Source organism: Kamptonema formosum PCC 10802, from assembly GCF_000332335.1.
In the GTDB taxonomy this organism is placed as follows: domain Bacteria; phylum Cyanobacteriota; class Cyanobacteriia; order Cyanobacteriales; family Oscillatoriaceae; genus Oscillatoria.
In genome coordinates this window covers 5,109,206-5,133,356 of record NZ_KB235948.1, presented here as the reverse complement: position 1 = coordinate 5,133,356, position 24,151 = coordinate 5,109,206, and the positions used below count along the sequence as shown (strand labels likewise).

The 24,151-nt window shown below is 55.3% G+C and carries 19 protein-coding genes; 5 read left to right on the top strand and 14 right to left on the bottom strand.

The annotated features are described in order from the left end of the window. Positions 1-19: 19 nt before the first annotated feature. The 6 genes from OSC10802_RS45445 to OSC10802_RS41290 all read right to left on the bottom strand — a co-directional run bounded on the left by OSC10802_RS45445 (position 20) and on the right by OSC10802_RS41290 (position 7,530). Complete coding sequence (locus tag OSC10802_RS45445; protein WP_017719032.1) at positions 20-1,198, bottom strand: S1 family peptidase; 1,179 nt, start codon at positions 1,196-1,198, stop codon at positions 20-22. Between the two features lie 120 nt (positions 1,199-1,318). Beyond that, the gene (locus OSC10802_RS41305; protein WP_017719031.1) at positions 1,319-1,978 is read right to left on the bottom strand and encodes a COP23 domain-containing protein; all 660 of its coding nucleotides are present in this window, start codon (positions 1,976-1,978) and stop codon (positions 1,319-1,321) included. Between the two features lie 407 nt (positions 1,979-2,385). Next, positions 2,386-3,012 carry a hypothetical protein gene (locus OSC10802_RS0122510; protein WP_017719029.1) on the bottom strand — a complete coding sequence of 209 codons (627 nt, stop codon included), beginning with the start codon at positions 3,010-3,012 and terminating at the stop codon, positions 2,386-2,388. Between the two features lie 132 nt (positions 3,013-3,144). Beyond that, complete coding sequence (locus OSC10802_RS44685) at positions 3,145-5,136, bottom strand: S-layer homology domain-containing protein (RefSeq protein ID WP_017719028.1); 1,992 nt, start codon at positions 5,134-5,136, stop codon at positions 3,145-3,147. Positions 5,137-5,473: 337 nt separating this feature from the next. Then, on the bottom strand, positions 5,474-6,754 hold the full coding sequence (locus OSC10802_RS41295) for a tetratricopeptide repeat-containing S1 family peptidase (protein ID WP_063711964.1): 1,281 nt from the start codon (positions 6,752-6,754) through the stop codon (positions 5,474-5,476). Between the two features lie 254 nt (positions 6,755-7,008). Beyond that, positions 7,009-7,530 (bottom strand): COP23 domain-containing protein, encoded by a 522-nt coding sequence (locus tag OSC10802_RS41290; protein ID WP_017719027.1) that lies wholly within the window; start codon positions 7,528-7,530, stop codon positions 7,009-7,011. Between the two features lie 702 nt (positions 7,531-8,232). Here OSC10802_RS41290 and OSC10802_RS50665 point away from each other — a divergent pair. The 3 genes from OSC10802_RS50665 (at position 8,233) to OSC10802_RS44680 (ending at position 10,321) form a co-directional block, all read left to right on the top strand. Then, the gene (locus OSC10802_RS50665) at positions 8,233-8,376 is read left to right on the top strand and encodes a hypothetical protein (protein WP_017719026.1); all 144 of its coding nucleotides are present in this window, start codon (positions 8,233-8,235) and stop codon (positions 8,374-8,376) included. Between the two features lie 636 nt (positions 8,377-9,012). Continuing rightward, positions 9,013-9,282 (top strand): hypothetical protein, encoded by a 270-nt coding sequence (locus OSC10802_RS53190; RefSeq protein ID WP_198525166.1) that lies wholly within the window; start codon positions 9,013-9,015, stop codon positions 9,280-9,282. Positions 9,283-9,331: 49 nt separating this feature from the next. Next, positions 9,332-10,321: a tetratricopeptide repeat protein gene (locus OSC10802_RS44680; protein WP_017719025.1), complete on the top strand. Its 990-nt coding sequence runs from the start codon at positions 9,332-9,334 to the stop codon at positions 10,319-10,321. 182 nt (positions 10,322-10,503) lie between these two features. Here OSC10802_RS44680 and OSC10802_RS0122475 read toward each other — a convergent pair whose 3' ends face one another. Further along, positions 10,504-10,989, bottom strand: a complete 486-nt coding sequence (locus OSC10802_RS0122475) for a hypothetical protein (protein WP_017719023.1) — start codon at positions 10,987-10,989, stop codon at positions 10,504-10,506. Positions 10,990-11,514: 525 nt separating this feature from the next. Continuing rightward, on the bottom strand, positions 11,515-12,387 hold the full coding sequence (locus OSC10802_RS0122470) for an S-methyl-5'-thioadenosine phosphorylase (RefSeq protein WP_017719022.1): 873 nt from the start codon (positions 12,385-12,387) through the stop codon (positions 11,515-11,517). Between the two features lie 276 nt (positions 12,388-12,663). On the opposite strand from OSC10802_RS0122470, the gene OSC10802_RS0122465 reads away from it, so the two are divergent. Continuing rightward, a complete protein-coding gene (locus tag OSC10802_RS0122465; protein WP_017719021.1) occupies positions 12,664-12,867 on the top strand; it encodes a hypothetical protein in 204 nt (67 codons plus the stop codon). Between the two features lie 389 nt (positions 12,868-13,256). Here OSC10802_RS0122465 and OSC10802_RS41280 read toward each other — a convergent pair whose 3' ends face one another. The 6 genes from OSC10802_RS41280 to glgP all read right to left on the bottom strand — a co-directional run bounded on the left by OSC10802_RS41280 (position 13,257) and on the right by glgP (position 22,177). Further along, the gene (locus OSC10802_RS41280; RefSeq protein ID WP_017719020.1) at positions 13,257-14,627 is read right to left on the bottom strand and encodes an SGNH/GDSL hydrolase family protein; all 1,371 of its coding nucleotides are present in this window, start codon (positions 14,625-14,627) and stop codon (positions 13,257-13,259) included. A 12-nt stretch (positions 14,628-14,639) separates the two neighbouring features. Further along, positions 14,640-15,509 carry a Tab2/Atab2 family RNA-binding protein gene (locus OSC10802_RS0122455; RefSeq protein ID WP_017719019.1) on the bottom strand — a complete coding sequence of 290 codons (870 nt, stop codon included), beginning with the start codon at positions 15,507-15,509 and terminating at the stop codon, positions 14,640-14,642. Positions 15,510-16,669: 1,160 nt separating this feature from the next. After that, entirely contained in the window at positions 16,670-17,548 is an 879-nt protein-coding gene (locus OSC10802_RS41275; protein WP_198525165.1) for a S1 family peptidase, read from the bottom strand. 241 nt (positions 17,549-17,789) lie between these two features. After that, on the bottom strand, positions 17,790-19,103 hold the full coding sequence (locus OSC10802_RS53185; RefSeq protein WP_255349198.1) for a DUF1565 domain-containing protein: 1,314 nt from the start codon (positions 19,101-19,103) through the stop codon (positions 17,790-17,792). 6 nt (positions 19,104-19,109) lie between these two features. Continuing rightward, positions 19,110-19,253: a hypothetical protein gene (locus tag OSC10802_RS53180; protein WP_017719016.1), complete on the bottom strand. Its 144-nt coding sequence runs from the start codon at positions 19,251-19,253 to the stop codon at positions 19,110-19,112. A 710-nt stretch (positions 19,254-19,963) separates the two neighbouring features. Continuing rightward, positions 19,964-22,177, bottom strand: a complete 2,214-nt coding sequence (glgP, locus tag OSC10802_RS0122435) for an alpha-glucan family phosphorylase (protein WP_017719015.1) — start codon at positions 22,175-22,177, stop codon at positions 19,964-19,966. A 589-nt stretch (positions 22,178-22,766) separates the two neighbouring features. Between glgP and OSC10802_RS0122430 the strand changes: the two genes are divergently transcribed. Then, complete coding sequence (locus OSC10802_RS0122430) at positions 22,767-24,050, top strand: valine--pyruvate transaminase (RefSeq protein ID WP_017719014.1); 1,284 nt, start codon at positions 22,767-22,769, stop codon at positions 24,048-24,050. Positions 24,051-24,151: the final 101 nt, after the last annotated feature.

Genomic DNA, 24,151 nt, shown 5'->3' with positions numbered 1-24,151 from the left:
AACCTCAGATTGATAACTTTCACCACATGGGGTTGGCATTTTTATTGGACGGGTTGGGAGCGATGTTTGGCTGTGTGGGGCTGCCGGAGGAAAGCGCCGGCGATTGCGTTTCTGGCACCTTATTGACCAAACTGGCATCAGTGACCGGCTGAATCCAGAAGCCATCAGTGCTTAAAACCGCCGGCGCTGCTATTTCTGGCACAGGATTTGCCCGATTGGGAGCCGCAGGGGCTGAGATCCCGTTGCGGTTTGGGATGCCTGCAGCCGGCACTTCTAGCCTAGGATTTGGCTTAATTAAAAAACCCTCGCTGGTTAAGTTGCCATTTGACACTCTGGCTGCCGGTTCAGAAAAACTGTCTGGCGCTGCAACTGGCGGCAAACTTACAGGGTAATTGAGAGGAGGAAGCCCTAAATTAGCAGCTAATCGCATAAATGTTCCCACAGGAATTGCCCAACTCGACCGGCTCATTACCTCCCGCGTCGCTTGGCAAGGCTTGGAACCATCGGCAAATACATACGGATCGCCCCATAGGGGATAAGCGTGCATGCCATTTACGCCCACAACCTGACCTTTACTGTTGAGCACCGGCCCCCCACTCATGCCCTTTTGGATGTCGTTGGTATACCCGATCTGATATCCTCTCGGTATGGCTTTCTCAGGTAACAGGGAAATCTGGCCGGCTGTCACCACAAAACCGCTCCCTCCAGAGGCGCTGGCACCAAAGGGGAACCCTGCAGCAACCACTGGCTCGCCCACCGCCACACTTGATAAACTTCCCAGAGATGCCAGGGTGTAGTTCTCAGCACTGCTGAACTGCAACAGCGCCAAATCGTTTCCCTTAAAGGAAACAGTTTTCAGCACCTCGGCTTCATAACTCCGACCGTCTGGCGTCTGAATGCGATAGGGTGCCCCTAAAGTCAGTACATGTTCGTTCGTCAAAACGGTATACACCTGTGCTTGGCGCTGAATCAGAATCCCCGAACCATTGCTATGTCCTGACAGCACTTTCACCGTAATCGATTGCGCCAGCTTCGCCAGCTGCTGTGCGCTGGCTGTCGTTTTCTGGGGGGTCCTTTCTGCCGCCTGGGATTCAGATAAAACCGGCACTGACACGCATTCATTTACCGCTTGTCCTGGCAGAGCGACAAACACGCTGCCCAGACAAGCAACTCCGATCAGCAAGCCACACTTCTTCATTGCTGTCACTTTAATTCTCTTTGGTTGTCAGGGGAATTTATCAAACTCTTCGCTCCCCCGCCAAGGGGGCGGGCCTTTGGCCCGCCCTCAACGAGAGTGTCGGGGAGGACGCGAGCGTGCCTACCACGTTCTGCCGCTCCCGGGATTGCTCGGCTGTGCTGCAGGCGATGTCACGCTCGGCGCAGCTGCCGGTGCAGCTGGCTGAGCCACGGGGGCGCTAGGGGCGCTGCTGTCTCCTGCCGCATTTATCTGATTTCCTTCCACCGTTCGACCTGAGCTGAGGACAGCCTTCATGTCAATATAGGTTGAATCGGATTCATACAGGGGAGCCGCCGCCGCACCCATATTCTGGATGTCAAAGATCGCTTGCAAGGTTCGACTGGCATCCGTTCCCGGCTTGAGGGTGAATAAAATACTGCTGCAGGGCCCGTTGCTGGCGCTGGTAACGCACACCACCGGCTGGCCATTTTTTACCCCTGTGGTGATATAATTCAAGGTGCCGTTGTTATAGGCGCTCTGGAACCGGCTGGTTACTTCCAGGCAGCGTCGCATCGGCGTGTAGCCCGAATCGTTGAAATGATCGGAAACCCAGTTGATGATTGGAACCACTCCCCGTGGCGTGCTGGCGTAGGTCACTGGCACGCCCGCATTAGGGCCATTCACCCAAACACCGCATTGGAAAGTGGTATTTTGAGCTTGGCTGGGTCGCTGCAAGGAGGCTGCCGCACCGATGGCCAGCGCGGCTGCTGTTAAAATGGTTGTTAGGGATTGCAATTTCATGGCAGAATACTGTCCCAGTAAATAAGAAGAGGGTCAATTTCTGGCTGACAGCCTGTAAATTTCCCCGGCGTATCGAGTTAAACTCGATACGCCGGGGAAAAATTTTTTTTTTGAAAAATTTAATATTTTGTAATATTGAGGGTCAACCTGCTGAACCTGGCCAACACGCACCTTCCCACAGGCAGTGTAATTAGCGACAAAACAGATGAATTTTACTGGGATTGGGAGCGGGGAGAGAGGGAGCGGGACACCGTGGGGGCAGTTGCCGGTGGGTGGTCCATTGTGCCCGCCCCCAGTCCCGGGAGCTGCGGTTTACACACAAATCCCCAGGGGTAGGCTGCGTTCCCTCGAACGGGAACGCACCTCTATCGATGCCGGTGGGATAAGGAACGCACCCTACTGCTATATCACCCAGCCGCCGCAATCAATTTAGACAGCGCCGCCTGAATCGCGAGCAATTCAGCGGGAGGGCTAGACAAAAACGCTGCATTGCTAGCGTCAATTGTAGCATTATAAGCTCGAATTGCCGATAATAACTTAGCCGGCGTTACCTTGCCGCCCCTCAACAAACCTCGCAAACCGTCCAACAAAGCTTGCACAGCACTAGCCGGCGGTGCTCCGGGCGCAGAAGTGAGAGCATTTGCCACGGTGCTAAGGCTAGCGCCCACATCAGCATTTGCCGTCAGGATATTGTAGACAGCAGTCTGTGCGGATGCGGAAATAGAGCCGCCTGAAACCGCACTTATGCTGCCGGCACTCAGCTGGGTGCTGACAGTGGCAGCGGCTTGGTTAACACTTGTTTGGGCGGTAGCGCCACCTGTAAATACAGTTTGGGTTTCCCCCGCTCCTGTTGTTGTGGTGAAAGCCCCACCGGCAATATCGCTCGTTGTGGGAATTGGGTTGGTACCATCTGACTGGTTGCCATTTTGAGCCGGTGCGGGGGATGCCGTCTGCAAAACCATCAGGAAAGCCCCTAAAGCCAGCCCGGCATTCAAATGAGCGGAAAAATATTTGACCACTTTTTTCTCCTTCATTAAACTGACAAATTGCTCTCGTTTGCTCTCGTTCCCAGGCTCCGCCTGGGAACGAAAGTAGGAGGAGCTGCCTCCTTCCTAAACATAAAGTGCGTTCCCGGAGACGCACCCTACTAGCGCAGGTGGGAGAAGTTATCGCCCAAAGGTAAAGTTATACCCGACACCGAGAATAAAACGGGCACCATCACCGGCATTGTCGGTAATGTCGGCAACAGCTGGCGTGATAACCAGCGGAACATTCCGGAAGGGTACAATAGAAGCGCCTATGGTCAAATCTTGACCCGTCCAGTCGGCAATCAGAGACACCGGCTCAGCGACGCGCAAACCGACACTCCCAAATACATTAACAGAGTCTTCACCATTGTTAATGTCATTTTCCGAGCGGAAACGACCGCCTCCCAAGCCCACAGATGCGGTAAGCTGGCTGAAGGGTTCTCTTGGGTTCTCTCGCAGCTGGAAAATTTTGCTTACCACACCGTAAACGCTGCTGCCGGCATCCGTACTGCCCCAGATAATCGCGTTTTCCACCCCCACAGCAACCGCAAAGTTTTGCGGGAGCAAGCGGTGCGCCTTGAAGCTGATGCCTCCGCGCTGGAAAGAATCGTCGCCAAACAGACTGTAAACCCCAGCAGTGACTTCCACCCCCACTGTTTTTTTGGCGTCTCCCAACCCAATCCCCAGGGAAATGCTGCCATCTGCGTCGTTAGTATAGCGCGTTCTTTCTTGAAAGCCAGCTCCCAGAAAACCCCGACCCCAACTCGCGCCGAAAGCTGTGGGGGAACCGGAACTGGAACCCGGTGTGGAGACAGCGCTAACGGTTGGCGCTTGCAGGGTTGCCGGCTCTCGGAGGCGAAACCGCTGGCGCAAGACTTCAGCCGTTTCTGTGGGTTGCGGTCTGGGCGGTATCGGGGGTTGTGGCTGTTGCGCCACCGGCGGCTGGTAGCCGACAATATACTGGGTGGCAATGTCTGAGGCTGGAAGTGCCGGCGCTGTTCCCGCGCTGACTAAGGCTTGGTAGATAAATGCTGCCACTTCCGCCCGGCTGGCTATCTGGTTCGGATTGAGAAACGCGACACTCGGATAATTCACAACCAGGCGATTTTCGGTGGCGGCGGCGATGCTGTTGATGGCGTAACTGGCAATTTGACCGGCATCCTGAAAAGAAGCGGTTAAAATCGCTCTCGGGTCAGCTTTTGCTGTCAAATTCAGCCCGTTTCCCAGAGAAACTAGAACTTGACCGCGAGGGATATTTTGATCCGGCTGGAAAACCCGGTTCGGATAGCCTTCTAAGAACCCGATACTGTAGGCTTCCTGAATGGCGGTGTGCCCCCAGTAAAAGCTGGGCACATCGACGAATTCAACGGCGCTGCGAATGGGATTTCTCGGAAAAGCTTTGCGAACCATTGCCGCAAACTGCGCCCGCGTTACTGGTTCGTCAGGGCGGAAGGTGCCGTCGGGAAATCCGCGAATAATATCCCGCGCTGCTAGAGCTTCGATGAAGCTTTGCGCCCAGTGCCCCCTCACGTCAGGAAATACAATTCCTTGTGCTATTTCTGGTGCCGGTTGCGGTAAAATAGAGTTAGCGGAGTGCGCGCTTTTTTGTATTTGTAGCAGCAGCGCTGACTGTGCTGCTGTGGGAGCCGGTGCCGGCTCCAAAGAAAGTTTTCCCAATTCGGCGGGCTGTTGGTTAATCTGTGCAGCCGGCAATTCAGCCGTGCCGGTGTCAGCGGGCTGCGCCTGTGCCGGTGGGGATGTCTGAAATGCCGGCGAATCCGTTGCTGCTGGGGGGTCCGAGCCGGTTGGAGCCGGTGCTATTTCGGCGGCAAGAACTGCCGGTGCGGGGGCGGAAGCAGGTTGCAATTCAGCTGCTGCCGGCAGCCAGCTAGGAAACGGGCTCGCCTCAGCCGGCGCGGTACTGGGTGCCGGCTGCGGGGAAATTTCCGTCGTTCTGGGTGCCACACCGGCTATAGCGGGTGCCGGTGCTTCTGGGGGGGGTGTCTCACCCATTTGGGGTCTGGGCGTGACAGCAGTTTCAGGGGTGGCGTAGCTAGCTGTATTGTATAAGACAGCGCTGCTTAACAGGGAACTAATCAGGAGGCAGGCTCTGGTTTTGGCGTGTTTCATGGCTCCACTCACATCTCATTCCTCACACGGAGATTGGGCAAATTCTGAAAATTTATTTTATAGTAAACCAATTTGTCACGTTTATACCTATCTTGGGCGCAGTAATTCGTAGGGTGCGTTCCCTATCCCACTCTTCCCGATTCAGGTGCCTTCCCTGAGAGGGAACGCACCCTACCCCCGGCTGTTGCGCATCCGCCTGAAACGAGGGTGGCTCCCCCTCCCCGCACACCGTTTATACCTATCTTGGGCGCAGTAACTCGTAGGGTGCGTTCCCTATCTCACTCTTCCCGATTGAGGTGCCTTTCCTGAGAGGGAACGCACCCCACCTCTTCCCCGATCACCAAAGCGGCTCCTGTGCCGGTGGCTGTTGCTGGGGAGGGGGAACCGGCTGGGGCTGTGGCGGTTGCGCCGGCAAGGGAGTGGTGGCCGGCGCTGAGGATTCTGGGAGGGCGGTTCCTGGAGCCGGTGCCGGTGGCTGGCTTTGGGAGGCTGTCCCATCCAGGTACTGCTTCAGTTTGTCTCGCAACTGCCGAGCGTTGGAGTTGGGAGCGATTTTCAGGGCTTCTTCATAAGCTTGCAGCGCTTCTGGAAACTTTTTCCAGTAGGTGAGCACCAAACCTTTGCCATACCAAGCTTGATAAAAGTTCTGCTTGATTTCCAGCGCTTTTTCATAGGAACCGTAGGCGAGCGCTAACTGTCCTAACCTCCACATTTTATTGGCTTGGTTAGCCCAGACTAAGGCATTTTTTTCGTCGGGATCTGGAAAATCCAAATTGTCATAATATTCTTCCCCAATTTTTTCCAGCGATACGGGAGTTGGAGGAGACGTTTCTACTCTAAAGCTACCCTGAATTCCTGCCTGCGGGGCTAGACTCACAAAAGTGCGGACAGGAATAGCGGCACTAAATCCAATCGGCAGCCGAACCTTCCCCCCCCCAGACTGTTCGTCGTCCACTCGCTCTCCCTCATTCTGTCCGTGAACACCAATCACTCGCCCCTCGGTATCTAACACCGGCCCGCCGCTCATGCCCCCATAAGTGATGCTGGTATAAAGCAGGTCGTATCCCAGAGAAGCTTCAAATATCTTTAGCAAAGGTACGATTTCCTGGGGGATAACTTTCCCAATGTTGAAATGGCGCTTGCGCTGGCTATCGCCGCTTAATTTTGGATCTGGCCATCCCGAAGCAAAAATAAACTGATCTCCTGTCAACTCGTAATTGCCCAGTATTGCAACTCTGTAATTTTTGTTGCTGGTGAATTGAAAAACCGCCAAGTCCACACCAGGGATTTTTCTTACCGTACTGAAATTTAGCGGATACTCTTCACCGTCTGGAGTGACAGCCCTCAGTTGATTGCGAGGCTTCTGGCACTGGTCATTTTGGTCTTTACACACCACATGATAGGCTGTGAGGACAGTGTAAGTGTTACCCTCTCTTGCAATAATTGACCCAGAGCCGTTCGCCTCCTTGCCGTCAGCCAATGTCTCAGGAATTAGAACGGTAATTTCTTTGGCAATTTCCTTGGCTTCATCTGGATTAAATGCTGCAGCCACTTGAGGCTGCACTATCACGATTGCCGCTCCGATGAGCGCTGCCGGCAGTCCATAATAGAATCTCATTATCTACTCCTCTAAGAGACTGAACGCTACAGTCAGCAACGCCCCGGCGCTGTGCGGGGAAAACAGCTTTCCTTCGCCACTCAAAGAGCATTGCCCTTTCAGCCGCCTTGGGATCAAATCTCAAGGTCTGGGTTTTCAACGATATACTATTATAACACAGATTCTCAAAAGTAGAGGCGTTGTGCTTTTAATTTTGACCGAGTTTCCTCACCGGCACCGGCTGTTTGGTGAGGGCCGAATTTCCTCTCGCCCGGTTAAAACAGCCAGTCGCTATTGCTTGGCGGTGAGTTGGGCGGTGAGGGAGGCAAATCTGGCCCTCGTGTGGCACCGGCCTGTTGGGGGGTGGGGTAAGGTACTTCCTCGGCGGGTGCTGTTTTCAGGAACAGGTTCATATCGACAGCACCGCTTTCTGGCTCATCTGCTGAACTTTCCAGCAGCGGACCGGCAGCTCCTTTGCGGACGCCGCGCAGGCGTTGCAGGACTTGGGCGGCATCCTGCTGATACCGGAGGGTAAATAAGGCGATCTGGCAGTCGCCCCCCAAGGTGCTGGTGGTGCAGATGACGGGTTGCCCATATACAGTGCCGGCGTTGATGCAGTTGAGAATCCCCAGCCGGTATGCTTCTTGGAAATTGGCACTCGTCTCCCAACAGCGCTGACAGGGGGTTTTTTCCGCCTCCCGGAAAAACCACACGATCGCACGAACCCGCACCAGACGCCCGTAGCGCTGGAGAATGGCATAGGTGGTTGGGGTGCCGGCACCGTTGGGCTCCCACACAAACTTAGGCTTGGCTTGCGCCCAACTGGGCGGGGGGAGGCTGGCGGTCGCCCCTAGGGCCAGCCCGACTGCCGCCAGAATAGCTGTCTGTTACCGCAGTTTCATAGTATTATTGAGTTTTATAGCCGTGAAACTGTGTGCGAAAAAAGAAATCTTCTCCTCTTTAATCCTAACTTCCCCTCAAAAGTGCCGGGAAAAAGTTGGCAACAGTTTTTAGTAAATTTTAGTAAAGCTTTGTTACTCTTCTGAGGGCAATCCTGCAGGAAAAGGCCGGGAAAAAGACCCGCAGGACGTAGGACAGGCGTCTCGCCTGTCCTAATGTCCTAAACTTACTGTCCATTGCCATAGTTGCCTTGCCGGTGGAACTTTGAGAGGGCGGGGGTGCGGCCTGCCGGCACTCTGTGCCAGCACGGAGTGCCGGTAGAGATTCTTTGCTAGAGATTCTTTGCGCCGGAAAGGCGCTGTAGCAGAGCGCCGTTCCGCTGCTGCCGGTGCCCAAGGGAAGCCGCCACCCGGGACACTCTGGCTGTGCCTAGCCGGCAGCAGAAGCGGGCTTTAATCTAAATTTTGGTTAAATCGCTATCATTTATCGGTTTCCGCGCCAAGCTCGCCCTTGCCCCTGGGGAGGGGGTGCGGGTTGCCGGCGAAAGTGTCCCGCCGGTGCGGCCAGAACAATAAATTAAAAGCAATCCAACGAATATCATGCTACTTGCCAGCGGCAGTGGCAGGGTTGGCGAGCCTTGGGGCGCTGCGGAGCGCGTGAAATGTTTGCCGGAAAACCTGCGGGATGGAACAAATCGGGGTGCTGTAACAGCGATCGCTCTGTGCGGTGATTTGTGTCACTGACAGCGACCAGAATTTGAAGATAATACGTCAAAAGACCCGATACTCACCGGCAGCGGGTTGCCATTCTCTTTGGCTGCATCTCGGCAGACACACGGCGCGTTCACGACGAAAGCGGAACAACCAACTGGGCATTGGGCATGGGGAATTAGGCATTGGGCATGGGATGCCCGGATTTTGGATGCCTGGATTTTGGATTGGAGATTGGGCATGGGGCATGGGGCATGGGGCATTGGCTTTCCTCTAATCCCTAATCCCTAACCCCTAACCCCTAACCCCTAACATGGGCATTGGCGTAGGGGCCGCCCCTGTGGCTGACCTCGGCAGAGGTGGCCTTCTAGGGGATACAGCGGTGCCGCCTCACACTGAGAAGCGCTATTATTTACGTTTTATTAGTTAATATAATGAATAGCTCGGCAGAAGTAAACGCAGTTCTACAAAAAAGATGAATTAAACGGAGTTTATATAAAATAGGAGAGAGCCTCCAGCCAGGTGGACAGAAACCAGACTGTATGGGCGCTCAATGGAGGCACAGCCCTGGAAAAATGGCAGCGATAGCAAGAGGCGGGGAAATCTTATGAAAAAGCAGTTGAATTCAAGCCAGAGGGTCTGCCAATCTGGAATAATCTCGGCAGTGGCATGGCGGAAAGCGGTGCGGGGGCTGACAAGCCGGCTGCTATCAGGCGCTCTCGTGGCTGGTGCCGGCCACAGGTATGCGTGGGGTGCCGGTGTGACGGAGCGATGTCCCGCTGGGACAGGCGTCCGCCCGCTGGTCCCGATGTTTGGTATAACAAGGCATGCGCTGCGCCCGCTCATGTCGAGCTGGCCATTGAAACCGGCAGCGCCCGGTCGGCACAGGTGCAGTCGCCGGTCGGGAGCGCGCCAAAACGGACTCAGATTTGGATGTGATTCGAGAAAATCAGCTTTTCAATTCTCTAGAGGCACAGGTCAAAGTTCCATGAAGATAAAGAATCAAGTTGCCTTCGCACTCTCAACCGTGCTGCTGTCTGTGGGAGCGGCTACAGTGCAAGCGCAGTCTAATGCGCCAACCGCCCGTCCTCCAGCAGCGGCGTCGCCCAAAGCCACGCCCTCTGCCAACCCACCCCTGTCGCAGCCGGAACGCCGGGAACTGCAAAACCGACGACAAAACGACCGGATTCGAGAGGAAGTGCAAAAGGAAGTGAACCGCTCCTTTGGCTTCACGACCGGCCTTTTGAACGCCCTGCTGTTTCTCCTGATCCTGTTTCCCATAGCAGGAATTATCAGCCTTTGGCTGTTGCGGCGGAGTTTGGCCACTCAGATCAAGGGGGAGGTGAAACAAGAACTCGTCCCCGAGATAAAAACAGAGATCCAGAAAGCAATCGGGCCAGGACTGCCAAGCGGGGCAGAGGTCCCTCATCCGCCACAGCCAAGCATGTCAGGGGAAAATATTGCCCAATTAAAAGAGCTGATCTCAATGGCTATGGCCGCTCAAAATGTCATCTCAGAGGCTCGCCACACCCTGGAAGAGTCCCTGAACGCTCAAACTAAAACAGGCGACCTGCTGAAAAATGTTTTTGAGCAGTATTCCCAGCAAGGAAACGAGTTTTTGCTGGAAGGGCGTTATGAGGATGCGATTGAGTTTTATAACAGAGCGATTCAATCCGATCCTGAAGACTTTAAGTCTTGTTGTGCCAAAGGGGTTGTTCTCACAAAGATGAAGCGCTTTGACGAAGCAATCCAGGCTTTTAATCAAGCCCTGCGCATTAATTCTGACTACGCTGACGCTTGGTATGAAAAGGCTCGCTGCTACGCAGTGCAAGGCAATATTGAGTCCGCAGTAGAGAACCTGAAAAGGGCCATCAAAATCAACCCTCAAAAAAGAGAAATTGCCAAAACAACCTCTGATTTTGACGGGATTCACGACAATGAGTGGTTCCAAGAGCTAATGGCTGAATCTGCCAAATGACCGCAGCGGTTTAAATGCCGGCAAGTTGGGTGAAAAATTGGGCAATTGGGCATGGCGGCGGTTGCCGGGCATTGGGCATTGGGCACTGCTGATTGCTCGCCGTTCCGTGCGGGCGCGCCAGCGCAGCGCGTAAATATTCCCCCATGCGCCATGCGCCATGCCCCATGCCCATTATTTATTTTTCACCTACTTTGACGCTCTAGCTCCCCACAGCCGAGTTCTGCCAGCGCCGCCTGAAGGGATGATGTGAAACTTTTAACCTGTTCGAGAGTGACCTCTGCTTCACCGCCAAAATAAGTTCGAGTAGCTTCTTCATGGCTCATCCCTAAATTGACCATAAACCGAAGGCCAAACTCTCCGTCGGTTGGCGAGCGCACCTCTCCTGATATAGCCTGAACCTGAAAGCCGAGCTCCCAAGTTAGAAACGTATCAGATTCGCTATCCGGATCGGTTTGCAAACGGGCGATGTGCCGGTTGAAATACCTTACAAGTTCTGGCAAATCGCTGACAGCAAGAAACGTTGGTACGGACTTCACGGATACTTCGCAAAGGCGCGGATCTGAGCGGAATTCGACAACCGCATCAATATATTTTTTTTGGGAGTCCACGCTTTTCAAATCGAACCAAATTTGATATCCGTCGGTTTCAATAAAGCACTGCCCGCTCATTTTTTCTCCTCCTGCATGTTCTTGTTAGCGTTCGGTGAGGGGTAAACATTACCCAGTTATATATAGCAGTATGCACTTAGATTAGGACATGGGCATTGGGGATTGGGGATTGGGGATTGGGCATCATCGCATTGGGCATCATCGCATTGGGCATTGCTGTGAGTCTTCCCCATGCGCCATGCCCTATGCGCCATGCCCCTGACGCCTTGCCATTAGTGTCCTAACCAATATGACTACTGCTATACCTTCTCGTTATTCCCGGTGTCCGCTGGATGTACACTGTAGCTCCATCCCTTTGTTCGGTCTGGTGCGTACAGTTTTCCATCATATCGTCCACTCAATCGAATGGCTCTTTAAAGCCGTGACGCTACAGGCTCTCTTGCGCGTGGTCTGTAAGTATTCTTCCCCTGGGGGTGACGCTCATCGCTTTGTGTCGCGCTCCCGTTTTTTCTATCAAAAAGGGCGCGGCGCAGCCGCACCCCTACCCCTTGTGGGGGACTCATCCTGCCGGCACGGCAGCAGCGATCACGAATACTTGCGCAACAGCAAAGCCAACTTTTCCTTGGTCGCCACCGGCACTTTATCCAAAGACGTGAGAATCGCATACTTGAGCGCCGAATGGGCGTCGGAAGCCGGTGGGTTCTGATTCAGACGCCGCACTGTTTCCTGAATCACCTTTTGAGCGTTCACCCCATTGCGCTGCAAGTTGGCCAGCACCATATCCACGGTCACGCTGTCATGATCTGGGTGCCAGCAGTCGTAATCCGTCACCAAAGCTAAGGTGGCGTAAGCAATTTCCGCCTCCCGGGCTAGCTTTGCCTCCGTCAAATTCGTCATGCCAATCACTGATGCGCCCCAGCTGCGATAAAGGTTGGACTCCGCCTTAGTAGAAAATGCCGGTCCTTCCATGCAGACATAGGTGCCGCCTCGGTGCAGGGTGATTTCTGGCAGCTGCAAACTCTCCACCGCCTCCGCCAGCAAGCCGGCCAGCCGGTGGCACACGGGGTCGCCAAAAGCAATGTGAGCCACAATCCCATCCCCGAAAAAGGTGGAAACCCGATTTTTGGTGCGGTCAATAAACTGATCGGGCACCACCATGTCCAGAGGCTTTACCTCTTCCTTGAGAGATCCGACCGCAGATGCCGAGATTAAATACTCCACCCCCAGACTCTTCATGGCGTAGATATTCGCCCGAAACGGCAACTCCGTTGGCAGAAAAGCGTGGTTGCGCCCGTGGCGGGCCAGGAAAGCCACCTGCGTCCCCTCCAAAGTTCCCAAAATCAAGTTGTCCGAAGGCGGGCCAAAAGGCGTGTCAACTCGCACTTCTTCCACATCCTTGAGGGCGTCCATCTTGTAGAGTCCGCTGCCACCGATGATGCCAATCTTTACTTGAGCCATTCTTTCTACCTTCTAGCTTGGTCTTGCGCCAAGCTATTGTAGCGGGAAATCACGCAGCATCTGGTGCTGTGGGGAATCTGCCCTCGGGCAGAAGTTGTGGTTCAAAGGATGGCCCCATTGTATCTAGAAGTTCGCTCCTGTGTCAATGACAAGGATCGCTGTCGGGGTAAAAAAATGTCACACTCCCTCTCTGCCGGCAATCACTTCTGAGCTTTACAGAAGTTTAAATAATAGAAACAAGGCGTTCTGTTATACCATTTGAGTTTTTAGAGACCCATGCAAGCTCAGGCCACTTTACCCAAACTCTCAGTCGAAACAATCGTTGAGCGAATCTTGGCATTTCGCCAAATCACGCGCATTGACCAGCGCTTGCTCATGGCGGCACTGCTCTCTAAGGACTCCTTTAACGAAAATGAGCACAGCCAAATTAACGTGATGTTCGACCGGCTGCAACGGGGACTGATTAGGATTGTAGATTGAGTCCAGAGGCGAACGCCACTCGCCACCGGCACTTTTTGTATCAAAAAATACTGACCTCACTCTGGGGGCAGGATTCCTAACACCCCTCGCCGCACCACAGATTGAGGGTATGCCCGCCGGGAGCGCCTGCGATGTTAGCGACCAGGATAAATCGGCGGACAAAACGAAACGTCAAAAAACCAGGTTTCGCAGGAGAAACCTGGTTTCTGAGCGGGGCCATGCGATGTTAAATTATGTGGGCTTACCGATCCCTCACCTAGGACATAGCGGAAAAAACTGCAATTCTATTTTACATTAAAATTGCCTTATTAACCCGCAAAACAAGGCGCAGCGTTTCGCCAAAAGCTCTATCACTGCGCAGTAATTATGCATTTTAAATGCCAAACTTTTTAGCGCTTTGGGGTGGGCCAGGGAAGTGTCCGGTCTTGGGCGAGCTGCCTGGCGACAGCTTCTGCCCCAAAACGGTTGAGATGGCTGGGGTCAGCAAAATAGTCATTCTGGCTGAGCCACCGGCCCGACAGGTCGCGGAAGAGAAATCCCTCTTGCTGGGCGAGGCGCTGCATGCGATCCTGGAATTCTCGCTCACATTTGAGCCGCAGCGGATCTAAATACTCCTTAGTCAGGGGCAGGTTAACCACAACCAGGGGAATCTTTTGGGCCTTGGCCACATCCACGACAGAGAGCAGGGCAGTAAATTGCTCCCCTTCCAGGTTGAAAGAGGCATAGTCGCCGTCGTACTCGCCCGGAACTCTGGGAAAGCGATCGTAGTAAGTCGCGGGATTGAAGCGAGTGGAGATGGGGTTAAACCCAGTCAGCGCCACGTCCCTCTCAGACAGGCCGATTTTTGCCGCTGCCGGCTTCGCATCGGGCTGTCCCCCAACCGCTATTCCGTCAGCGAAGCTCCCCCCAGAAAACGGGCCCGGAGAAAATGAAGAGAAATCTATCGGCAAAGATGTGGCGCTGTCCCGGGCCGGCTGATAGTTGGCCAGCAGAGAGATGCGAGCGGTGCCGGTGGCGGAGTTGCCCGGTCCTGCCGGCACTTGCGGGCGGAAATTGATCGGGTCAATTATCGGGCGACCGGGTTCGGGACTGGCTGGGACTGCCGGCTCGGGGCTGGCTGGGACTGCCGGCTCGGGGCTGGCTGCGGGAAGCGGCTCGACGAGGGTGGCTGGGGGTGCCGCTGCGGGGCGGGCAGGGACTGCCGGCGCTATGCTGCTGCCTGGCGGCTGCAGGGCGGGACGAATTCCCCCGGACAAGCGCTGGTAGCCGGGGGAAGCGACGATGGCGTTATAAGTTCGGTCTGCTCGTCCGCTGTTAAAGGCGCGCACCCCATCCGCCCACACAATCATTCTCGGCAGCTGTTCGGGCCTCAAGATTTCCCGCAGCAGCAGATCGATGACTTGAGCTGTCGCCCCATTAATGCCAAAGTTAAAGATTTTCAGATCCGCATATCCGCTAGACGCCAAACCGTCCCGCAAAACGACCGGATCTACGCCCTGCAAAGACCTAGAACTGCCCACAATCAGGATATCTGGTGGCCCGTACACTTCCAAATACCGCAGGTACAGCTCCAGTTGTTTGTCTAGCAGGGTGCTCCCAAAAGTGGGGTAAGAAAATATTGGCGCGCCGCCACCCTCGGACGCAAGTAAAGTCCCAACTGCCGGTGTGTTGGGCTGCAGCTCGTGCAGCTCAGCACCAGTCAGCTTAATGACTGCAATCCACGCAGGGAGAAGCGCTAAACAGAATGCCCATCTGTTCATTGGCTGTACTGCTCAATCCTCACACAACAACCAAAAACCACTGTACGTCATTCCCGACTCATCCGGCTGCACCAGCAAAAAGTGCAATCCCTGACTCAGCTGCTTGCGCTGTTCGTAACTCGCTGCTGCCGCCGCTACTTCCCTATCCTCAAAGGTGGCCACAACCCAGCGGTCGGCCAGTCCGGCTTCCAATACCAGCCCGTCGGGAGCACCGGCAATATAATTGAGCGCCGCAGGGCGGACGTCCTGCTGCCATCTAGCCAGTCGCATCGACTGACGCCCGCCATCTATCACCACTCCGGGCACCGGCACGGCTGATGCCAGCCCCAAATTCAGCGGCAAAAGAGAGTCTGGCATTTCCAGCACCGGGATGGGGCGACCGGCAAACGCCCCCTCAATCTCGCCGGCTTTCAGTGTGGCAAAGCGCCAGCGTTCCCCCCACAGTTTTTCGGGCAGGGGCACCGGCGGCGCTCTGTCAATGGCCAGGGGATCGTAACTTTCCCCAGTATATTCGCTCATGCTCTGATAGTCCTGCGCCCGCTGCCGCAACCACTGCTTGAGGGTGCCGGTGCGCCGCTGCGGCTGCACCGGCACGTCCAGTCTTTTCCCCGCCGCCTCGATTAAACTCAGCGACTGGGGGCGGAATACCTGGATCGCATCGGGCAGGTTTTGACTGCCAGCCCCCTCCGCCTGTGGGGGGAAAGCCGCACCGGCAGCTTGCTGCAGCTGAGTTGCCAGCCAGCCGGGATTGGCTTGCGACTGCGGGCACAGGGCGCTGTACCTGAACGTGCCGGTGGAGTCGCAGATCAGCAACTCCCACAACTGCCCTGCCGCTTCGTCCTTGAGAGGACGCCGGTAAAAATCTGCTTGCCAAACGCGCATCTTGTCGTACCTAGACCTTCCCTCAGCCTACGATAGGACGGCTCACATGCCACCGGCTCTCCCCGCCCAGGCAGGAGCGCCACCTGTCAGTTGCTCTCCGTAAAATCCGCACCCGTTGATAGATCTCTTCACATTTCTCTGCCGGCAGTTCTCGCCTTGACGAGCTTTTCCCGGCGAGCGCGAGCGCTGCATGACATTTTCCAAAATCTATCTTATATCAGATGAAACTCTAGCAGATCAGAAAAAAGCCCGCCGGCACCCCTGGGGGGACACTTTCACCTTAACAGGCTCTGCCCTGCTTTGAGAGGCAGAGGGGGACAGGGGCAGAAGATCCAGATAGAACCAACCGTCCCGGTTCAAGCGGGCCGACCGCACTCAACCGCTCAAAATCTTCGCCTGGAATTTAGGGAACAGTTGAACCGGTACTCTAGCTGTTTAGAAACGCGATTGTGCCACTTAGCTAAAGAAGCTCGCTAACGCCTGGTTCCGCACGCCCGCGCCGGCGAGAGAAAGAAAAGCCCTTGCGAGAGTTTAAATCGCCCGAATATAGACACAAAAGCAGTAGGGTGCCTTCCTTCTAGCACAGCTCCCTACTTGTAGAGCTTAGTGCGGCACTCAATCCCCTTGCACTGGCAGGCATATTTTTCTCCCAAATTATATGAATAGGAGCGGGGTTCAGAAGCAACTTGGTTTCTTTAACACAGCTGCTTTCTAGAATCCCCCTACATGTTCAGGCATATTTTTCAACCGCCATTCCAATCACACACCCGCCGGTCTTCCTGCCGGTGCGGCAGGATGGGTGAGTTTTTGCAGGCTGCCGGTGGCCGTTCTGGCACAAGCTATTGCGCATTTAATTTATGCTATCCATCTCTATCCCTCGTTCCCAGGCAGAGCTTGGGAACGCGCCTCTGGAGGCTCTGCCTCCTTTTTTCAATAAGCATATTATAGCACTAGCCAGTTAGGGCGCGGACATTATATTAAGAGGCCCGGCGTTAGCGCAGCGGCGCGTAAGCGCTACGCCGTACCTACGCCTTTTATCCCTAGGCCACTGATGTCCATGCCCAATATGACTGCTGCTATAAAAGCGTAACAGCATATCCATTCCCCTGGCTCTCTGAGCCCGGTGAACCGCAGCAGGGAGAGTCTCCCTTGGGATGGCCCTACTGGCCCTCACCGCCCGCCTGCCAATGACCCATTTGGAAGCATTCCCGCACCCCGGGGGTGCCTGGACTGTCCGCAGCGCACCCGACCAGAGGAATCCCCCAACTCAAGGATTTCATCCGCTCGAACAGTTCTGGCGAGGGTTGAGTGCCATCTGCAAAGACGAACACTTTAATACCTTGCAAGGGGTTTTTCAACCGCCCATTAACGCCAATCAGCCGGCCATTTTTATCTAAAATAGGCCCGCCGCTCATGCCATTTTCAATGTCGTTGGTGTAGCCAAGCCGGTATCCTCCAGACAGGGCTCGCTCCGACAGCATTTCTACCTGACCGGCAGTCAGTCGAAAAGCCTTCAGCCCCCAGTCTCTGGTGTTCTCGACCGTCGCCGAATTAATCCATTGCCAATTCGGGAACCCCGCCGCATACACTCGCTCGCCCACAGAAAGCGCCTGAGAATCTCCCATCTGGGCGACGCGATAAGACAAGTCGCTGCTAAATTGCACCAGCGCTAAATCTAGATCTCCAAAATGCTCGGAGGGCAGCAATTTGCCCGGATATTCTTTCCCATCTTCGGTCAAAACTACATAGCGACTGTCCGGGCTGCTCTCCACGACATGATGATTGGTCAGCACTGTAGAAATTTGACCCTGACGCTCCACAATCACCCCAGAACCGGCACCAGAATTCGTTAAAATCCGCACCGTCATTTGGCGGGCAATTTCTGGCACCAACTCCCCCACCGGCATCGCGCACTCTCGCCCCGCTGCCGGTTCGCATGCCGGTGCGACCGGCATCTCAGCTGGGGCGGAGCTGGGCGTTGCGGCTAGCGATTCCCCGCCCACAAGAAGCGTTACAGTTAATAGTGAGCAAAACCACATGGAAATCAATGGAAATCAAGGAGAAAGGGCTGGATTGGTTTTTTTCGATTTTATAGTCCTTTTGGGGCTACCGTCTATTAAGTTAAGACGGAGGAAAACTCTCCCCCTCTCCCCCAAAAGCGATTCCTCCGCAGGAAAGAAGAAAGCCAGAATCAGTCTTCTGTCTTCCGCCTTCCCAAAAGAATTCACCCCCAACCGCAGTTCGGCTGGGTGGGAGTTCGCAAAAGCCAGACACTGATTTTTACTGACTGCCCCCTTCCACAAACCATAAAGCCGAGTCGGGCTGCAATTTTTGCTCTACCTCTGCCAGCGAGACGGAAGCTTCTCCGCCGCCATCATCAGAAGATTCCAGAAGTGGCCCTTGCCCTCCGCCAGCACTGGCAGTACCAAAGCTGAGCACAGCTTTGAGCGCCATCTGCGGATTCTTGGCGTTGTCGCCGGTGAGGGTTAAGACCATATTATTATTGCTGCAAGTTTCCGCTCCGCTCACCAAACACACCACATTGGCACTGTTTACCGTTCCGACGGTGAACTTCAAGTCCGCCCAAGAGCTGATCCCGTTAGCAACTATCATGTTGTTCAAGCGCTCCGTAACCTCTTGACAGCGCCTCTCTGGCGTAAATGTTTCTCCGCTCGTTTCTATGACGCGGCTCCAATTAACCAAAGGCTGCGGGCTGGTATTACTCTCCCGAAAAGCGACCGTTGCGAAGCTACTCCCCTCTGCCTTGACGCAGCTAAAGTACGGTGCCTTTGGATTGGCAGCCGTGCCCTGGGCTACTGTGACTGTTTGCTGATCTTTGCGTCCATTGCTTGCCACAGTATTGTTTCCCACATCCGGCTGCGCTTGACCCAAAGACACTATCCCATAGTCACTGTTGTTTTCGATAGTATTCCCCCGCAAAACTGGACGGGCTTTCTGGGTCACCACCACGCCCGACCGGTTGCCGCGAATCTGGTTGTTCTCCACGACAGGAGCCGATCTGCCGCCAATGGCCAGACCGAACCCCGTATTCTCGAAACTGTTCTCCCGGATTTCCCCTTGAGCTTGCCCCGCTACGGCAATGCCGTTGCCGGTGTTATTGCGAAAGATATTCTTCTCAATTCGGGGGGCTGCAGTCCCCGCAACAAAAACCCCTTCCCGGTTATTGCTGATAAAGCTACTCTCCCGAATCGCCGGATTGCCGTCTTCCACCCAAATGCCGGTGCCTCGGGTGTTGGGATTGGTAATCGTAACTCCGAGAATTTGACTGTTCGGCGCTGCCACGATTGTGGCACTCTGCATGGAAAAGACGGGGCTGCGATAATCGCCGCCGCCGACAATCTCAACTCCCTGACCTTTTTGACTTTCGTTCCCCTTGAGAATCACTCCAGATTTGAGCTGAATCGGAAATGTCTCGGTTGTGTACTGCCCTGGAGCGAGCTGGATCGCCGTCCCAGAATTGGCCTGTTGCAGGGCGTAACTAATGGTGCGAAAGGCACTTCCCTCACTTTGGCCGGCACCCGCTGAGTCTGCCCCCGACTGCGGGTTAACATAAACAGTACGTTGCTGCGCGATCGCCTGTTACGGGAAAATATCAATCTGGTGTTTAACCGCTCCCTCACCCACCGCCACACTGGCTCGCTCTCCCAGCAAGGCAGCGCCAGAAAAAGCCAAAGTGGCTGCTAAAATTCGATAAATATAAGCGTATTTCATGGCTGTCACCATAATATTTGCCTGGATATTGCTATTATAAATTGCCCTGTCCGAAGGGGACTAAATTTTTACAAAACTTTACAACTCCGGCTGCTAGCTGCGGCAACCATCAGCGGAGGATCTCTTATAGAAGGCGGAATCGCGTCTTGTTATCCCTGACATTATCGCGTCCAATCACTTCTGACAGCGGAGGAACTCTTGCAGACCTGGAATCGCGTCTTGCCGCCTGTGGGAGCGGGGTGATTAAAACAAGCAATTTAACGGAATTTATATCTTTTTATATAGCAGGATTCATTTAGGTTAGGACAGTAGGCTCGGAGGGAACGCCTGTCCTAAGCCTTTTATCCCTAGGCCACTGATGTCCTAACCAATAGGACTGCTGCTAGAGCAGTATGCACTTAGGTTCGTACATTTCGGCCTCTTTTGCACCCCCGCACTCCGGCTCCTATTGTTCTAACCCATATTACTGCTGGGATATAGACGTAGGTACGGCGTCCGCCGGGCCTGAAGGTTTAATGTCCTAATCTAAGTGGCTACTGCTATATAGCCGGCTGTGCCAGCAGGCTTGAAGGGAAAAGGGCAGGTCTTAAACCTGCCCTGTTAAAAAATCCCGATATTTAGGAACGATTGCACCGGCACGCTTTGGGAGCGGGGGGAGTGCACCCCAGGGCACCGGCAAAGGGCAAGAAACCCGGTTTATTTGAGAAACCGGGTTTCCAGACCTACACCGGCATGGCGGCTAGGACAGGTTTGAGAGTGGTTGCGGTGCCGGGGGCGTACACTTGAACCACATAATCCGCAATCATCCGGTCAGTATTGAACAGGGGCGAATTCGTCTTAATCGACTCCTTCATCATCTTAATCCAGCCGGCGGGAATGCCATTCTCATCTCGGTCATAGAAGAGGGGGACGATCTCCTCTTCGAGCAGCCGGTAGAGAGATTCCGCATCAATGCGATCTTGCAGCTCCTGATCGCTAGTGTGGGCGTCTTCGCCGATTGCCCAGCCATTGAGAGCCTTGCCCAAGGCATCTGTCTTATAGCCCTCGCACCACCAGCCGTCGAGAACGCTGCAATTCAGACCGCCATTAAAACAGACTTTCTCACCGCTGGTTCCGGAAGCTTCCAGAGGGCGGCGGGGGTTATTCAGCCAGACATCCACACCTTGCACCAGTTTTTGGGCGGTGTAGATATCGTAATCTTCAATAAACGCCACCCGCTTGAGAATCGACGGGTGCTTGCACCACTCCATCAGCCGCTGAATAATCCGCTTGCCCTCTTCATCGCGGGGGTGAGACTTGCCGGCGAAGATAATTTGCACCGGACGACCGGCATTGCCGAAAATCCGCAAAGCCCGCTCCGCATCCCGGATCAGCAGGTGTCCGCGCTTGTAAGGGCTGAAGCGCCGCGCAAACCCAATGGTGAGCGCATTCGGGTCTAGCAGTTCCTGTGCGGCGTCGGCGAAGTCTTGCGATTCGCCGCGACGCTGCCGCGCCAGCTTGACTTTAGCGCGGGTGTATGCTATTAGCCGCTCCTTGAGAACTTGGTGACGCCACCAGATTTCCCGATCGGGAATCTCATCTACCTTGGCCCACATTTTCGGGTCAGCGAGATGGCTTTGCCAGTCCGCCCCCAGGTATTCGGTGTAGAGGTCGCTGAGCAGGGGAGCAGTCCATGTCGGGGCGTGGACGCCATTGGTGATGTGGCCAATGGGCACTTTGTTTTCGGGCCGGTCTGGATAGAGGATAGTCCACATCTTGCGGGACACCTGACCGTGCAGTTCGCTGACGCCGTTGGCTGTCCGGCAGAGGCGCAGGGCCAAAACCGTCATGCCGAAGGGCTCCCAGGGGTCGCCGAGCCGGCGGGCACCCAGAGCCAGGAACTGCTCGCGAGACAGGCCCAGTTGCGGCCAGTAGTGGGCGAAGAACGAGTCCATCAGGTCAGACGAGAAAACGTCGTGACCGGCAGGCACCGGCGTGTGGGTGGTGAAGGCGCAGCGGGAGCGCACGCCGGCTTCAATATCGTAGAAAGACTTGCCGGTCTTGGCAATGTCGTTTCGGGCCACTTCCAGGGTGGAAAATGCCGCGTGGCCTTCATTGAGGTGATAGACAGAAGGCTCAATCCCCAGCGCTTGCAGGGCGCGCACGCCGCCAATCCCGAGCACCACTTCCTGAGCGATGCGGGTTTCTTGGTTGCCGCCGTAGAGGTGTCCCGTCAGCCAGCGGTCGATCGGGTCATTGTCCGAGCGGTCTGTATCCATCAGGTAGAGCGGCACGCGACCCACCTGCGCCCGCCAGATTTGCACCTTCACCTGCCGCTGGCGGATTTGCAACTCCACAGTCAGGGGTTCCCCTTTCTCGTCGCAGATCAGCTCCAGGGGCATGTTCTCGAAATAATTGTCGAGATAGAATTCCTCCTGCCAGCCGGCGCGGTTGAGGCGCTGGCGGAAGTAACCCTGGCGGTACAGCAGCCCCACGCCCACCATCGGCACGCCCAGATCGGAGGCAGACTTCAGGTGGTCGCCGGCCAAAATCCCCAAACCGCCAGAGTACACCGGCAGCGATTCGTGGATGCCAAATTCCGCGCAGAAATAGGCGACCGGGTGTTCCCGAGTAATCTCGGGCGCGACACCACTCGCCCAAGTCGCGCCCGACGACATGTAGCTGTCAAACTTGACCGCGAGAGCTCTCACCTGCTTGATATAGAAGGGGTCTTCCGTCAGCTGGGTCAAGCGCTCGCTAGAAGCCGACTTCAGAATAGCCACTGGGTTGTGGTCGCAGCGATCCCACTCATCAGGATTAATCTGCCGGAACAGCGAAACATGGTCGGTTGTCCAGCTCCACCAATAGTTGTATGCCAAGTCTGCCAATCGCTTTAAGGGAAGCGGCAATTTCTGGGCCAGCTTTTCGGCAGCTGCGATCACACGCTCTTTTGTCATAGGACGAAATCCTTCTCAATACTTTGGCTGTTCACTGATTTCGGTGAAGGCACAGGCAAGACGCGCCCGGACTGAGCGCAAGCGCCCAGCACGGGTCGCCGGCTCTTCAGCGCCTTCAGAAAACCCAATCCAGCTGACTAAATTTCAGATTTACAGGATCTAAAGGCGGTCGCGGGATTTTTTTACATTCTTTCAAGCTTTCCGCTCTCACCTGTGTTAAGCTCTAGTAACAATTATTACTATTTTTCCTAACGGCCCGCTAAAACTCAGCCTTCGGGGGCGGCACAGGTTGTCCTGCATGGAGCGTTTCCCCCCTCTATTCCCCCCTCTAAAGGTGCGGCGCGGCACGGATGCCCGCGCCCGCAGGGATGTTAGCGGCTGAGATTGTCCTTAGCCGGAGTGGGTACGCGCTCTAGCTGTGAAGCGCTCAACCCCCCCCATTCCAGGAGCCTGGGGGCACTTTGGGCCCGTGAGAGCGGCACGCACTCGCTGCCGGCGTCTCCGCCGGGGGGCTGGCAAATGGCGCTGCCGGTGAGCCATAATTTTGTAGAGCTACTCAAAAATCGGCGCTGTTAGAACCTGGACTCCTATGAATCCTGCCCTGTCACAATTCGGCACTCAGATGTCCCACCTGACCGGGGTGCGGGCGATCATGAAAGACATTATTGAAACCCTGCGCTCCGGTAGCGGGCAGGAGTTTATCAATTTGAGTGCCGGCAACCCGGTAATTTTGCCCGAGGTGGAGGGGCTGTGGCGGGATTGCACGGCAGAACTCCTGGCCAGCTCGGAGTACGGCGAGGTGGTTTGCCGGTACGGGTCGTCTCAGGGATACCAGCCGCTGATTGACGCTATTGTAGCGGATTTCAACCGCCGCTACGGGTTGAACCTAACCGACCGCAACGTCCTGATCGCCCCCGGCAGTCAAGCCCTCTACTTCTACGCCGCTAATGCCTTTGGAGGGTACACCGGCAGCGGCCAGCTCAAACAAATTGTCCTCCCCCTCAGTCCGGACTACACCGGCTACGGCGGCGTCACCCTGGTGCCAGAGGCGCTGTTCGCCTACAAACCCGCCCTGGACACCGACGCGCCCAACCACCGCTTTAAATATCGCCCCGACTTCAGCCAGCTGGCGATTGATGAAAACACCGGCTGCGTGATTTTCTCTCGCCCCTGCAACCCCACCGGCAATGTCCTCACTGACGATGAGGTGAAAAAAATTGCCGCTCTCGCTGCCCCATACGACGTGCCGGTGATCGTTGACTCCGCCTACGCCCCTCCCTTCCCGGCGCTCAACTTCACGGAGATGACGCCGGTGTTCGGCGGCAATATCATCCACGGCATCAGCTTGTCCAAGGCTGGCCTCCCCGGAGAGCGGATTGGCATTGCCATCGGGCACGAGCGGCTAATTCAGGTGCTGGAATCTTTCCAGACCAATTTGTGCATTCACTCGCCGCGCTACGGACAAGCGATCGCCGCCCGCGCCATTGCCTCTGGCGCTCTGGCTGACATTGCCGAGCGGGTGATTCGCCCCTACTACCAGAGCAAGTTTACTGTTGTGGAGAGCACTCTCGACCGAGCGATGCCCCAGAACCTTCCCTGGTTGCTGCATCGCGGCGAAGGGGCGATCTTTGCTTGGCTGTGGCTGCAGGATCTGCCGGTCAGCGACTGGGAATTCTACCAGCAGCTCAAGCAGGTGGGGGTGATTGTGGTTCCCGGCAGTTCTTTCTTCCCCGGTTTGCGCGAAGATTGGCCCCACAAGCACCAGTGCGTCCGCATCAGCCTCACGGCTAGCGACGGGGACATTGAAACCGGCATGCAGCGTTTGGCAAAGGTTGTCGAGCAGGTTTACCAGCAGTCAGCGGTTAGCTGTTAGCCCGGATAATATCCGGCTGTATGCTTGTCAGACGGCAGAATGAATTCGGGCGCTATACCAACAAAGCCCGCCTGCGCGGGCTAATATTTTTTTTGCGGACA

Excerpts from the sequence above, each read along its gene's own strand:
- OSC10802_RS0122465 (WP_017719021.1), top strand. The coding sequence starts at position 12,664 with ATGCAAGCTCAGGCCACTTTACCCAAACTCTCAGTCGAAACAATCGTT.
- OSC10802_RS0122430 (WP_017719014.1), top strand. The coding sequence starts at position 22,767 with ATGAATCCTGCCCTGTCACAATTCGGCACTCAGATGTCCCACCTGACC.
- glgP (WP_017719015.1), bottom strand. The coding sequence starts at position 22,177 with ATGACAAAAGAGCGTGTGATCGCAGCTGCCGAAAAGCTGGCCCAGAAA.
- OSC10802_RS0122510 (WP_017719029.1), bottom strand. The coding sequence starts at position 3,012 with ATGAAGGAGAAAAAAGTGGTCAAATATTTTTCCGCTCATTTGAATGCC.
- OSC10802_RS53190 (WP_198525166.1), top strand. The coding sequence starts at position 9,013 with ATGGCGGAAAGCGGTGCGGGGGCTGACAAGCCGGCTGCTATCAGGCGC.
- OSC10802_RS44685 (WP_017719028.1), bottom strand. The coding sequence starts at position 5,136 with ATGAAACACGCCAAAACCAGAGCCTGCCTCCTGATTAGTTCCCTGTTA.
- OSC10802_RS0122455 (WP_017719019.1), bottom strand. The coding sequence starts at position 15,509 with ATGCGCGTTTGGCAAGCAGATTTTTACCGGCGTCCTCTCAAGGACGAA.
- OSC10802_RS53180 (WP_017719016.1), bottom strand. The coding sequence starts at position 19,253 with ATGGTGACAGCCATGAAATACGCTTATATTTATCGAATTTTAGCAGCC.
- OSC10802_RS0122475 (WP_017719023.1), bottom strand. The coding sequence starts at position 10,989 with ATGAGCGGGCAGTGCTTTATTGAAACCGACGGATATCAAATTTGGTTC.
- OSC10802_RS50665 (WP_017719026.1), top strand. The coding sequence starts at position 8,233 with ATGCTACTTGCCAGCGGCAGTGGCAGGGTTGGCGAGCCTTGGGGCGCT.
- OSC10802_RS41305 (WP_017719031.1), bottom strand. The coding sequence starts at position 1,978 with ATGAAATTGCAATCCCTAACAACCATTTTAACAGCAGCCGCGCTGGCC.
- OSC10802_RS41295 (WP_063711964.1), bottom strand. The coding sequence starts at position 6,754 with ATGAGATTCTATTATGGACTGCCGGCAGCGCTCATCGGAGCGGCAATC.
- OSC10802_RS41275 (WP_198525165.1), bottom strand. The coding sequence starts at position 17,548 with ATGTGGTTTTGCTCACTATTAACTGTAACGCTTCTTGTGGGCGGGGAA.
- OSC10802_RS44680 (WP_017719025.1), top strand. The coding sequence starts at position 9,332 with ATGAAGATAAAGAATCAAGTTGCCTTCGCACTCTCAACCGTGCTGCTG.
- OSC10802_RS0122470 (WP_017719022.1), bottom strand. The coding sequence starts at position 12,387 with ATGGCTCAAGTAAAGATTGGCATCATCGGTGGCAGCGGACTCTACAAG.
- OSC10802_RS45445 (WP_017719032.1), bottom strand. The coding sequence starts at position 1,198 with ATGAAGAAGTGTGGCTTGCTGATCGGAGTTGCTTGTCTGGGCAGCGTG.
- OSC10802_RS41280 (WP_017719020.1), bottom strand. The coding sequence starts at position 14,627 with ATGAACAGATGGGCATTCTGTTTAGCGCTTCTCCCTGCGTGGATTGCA.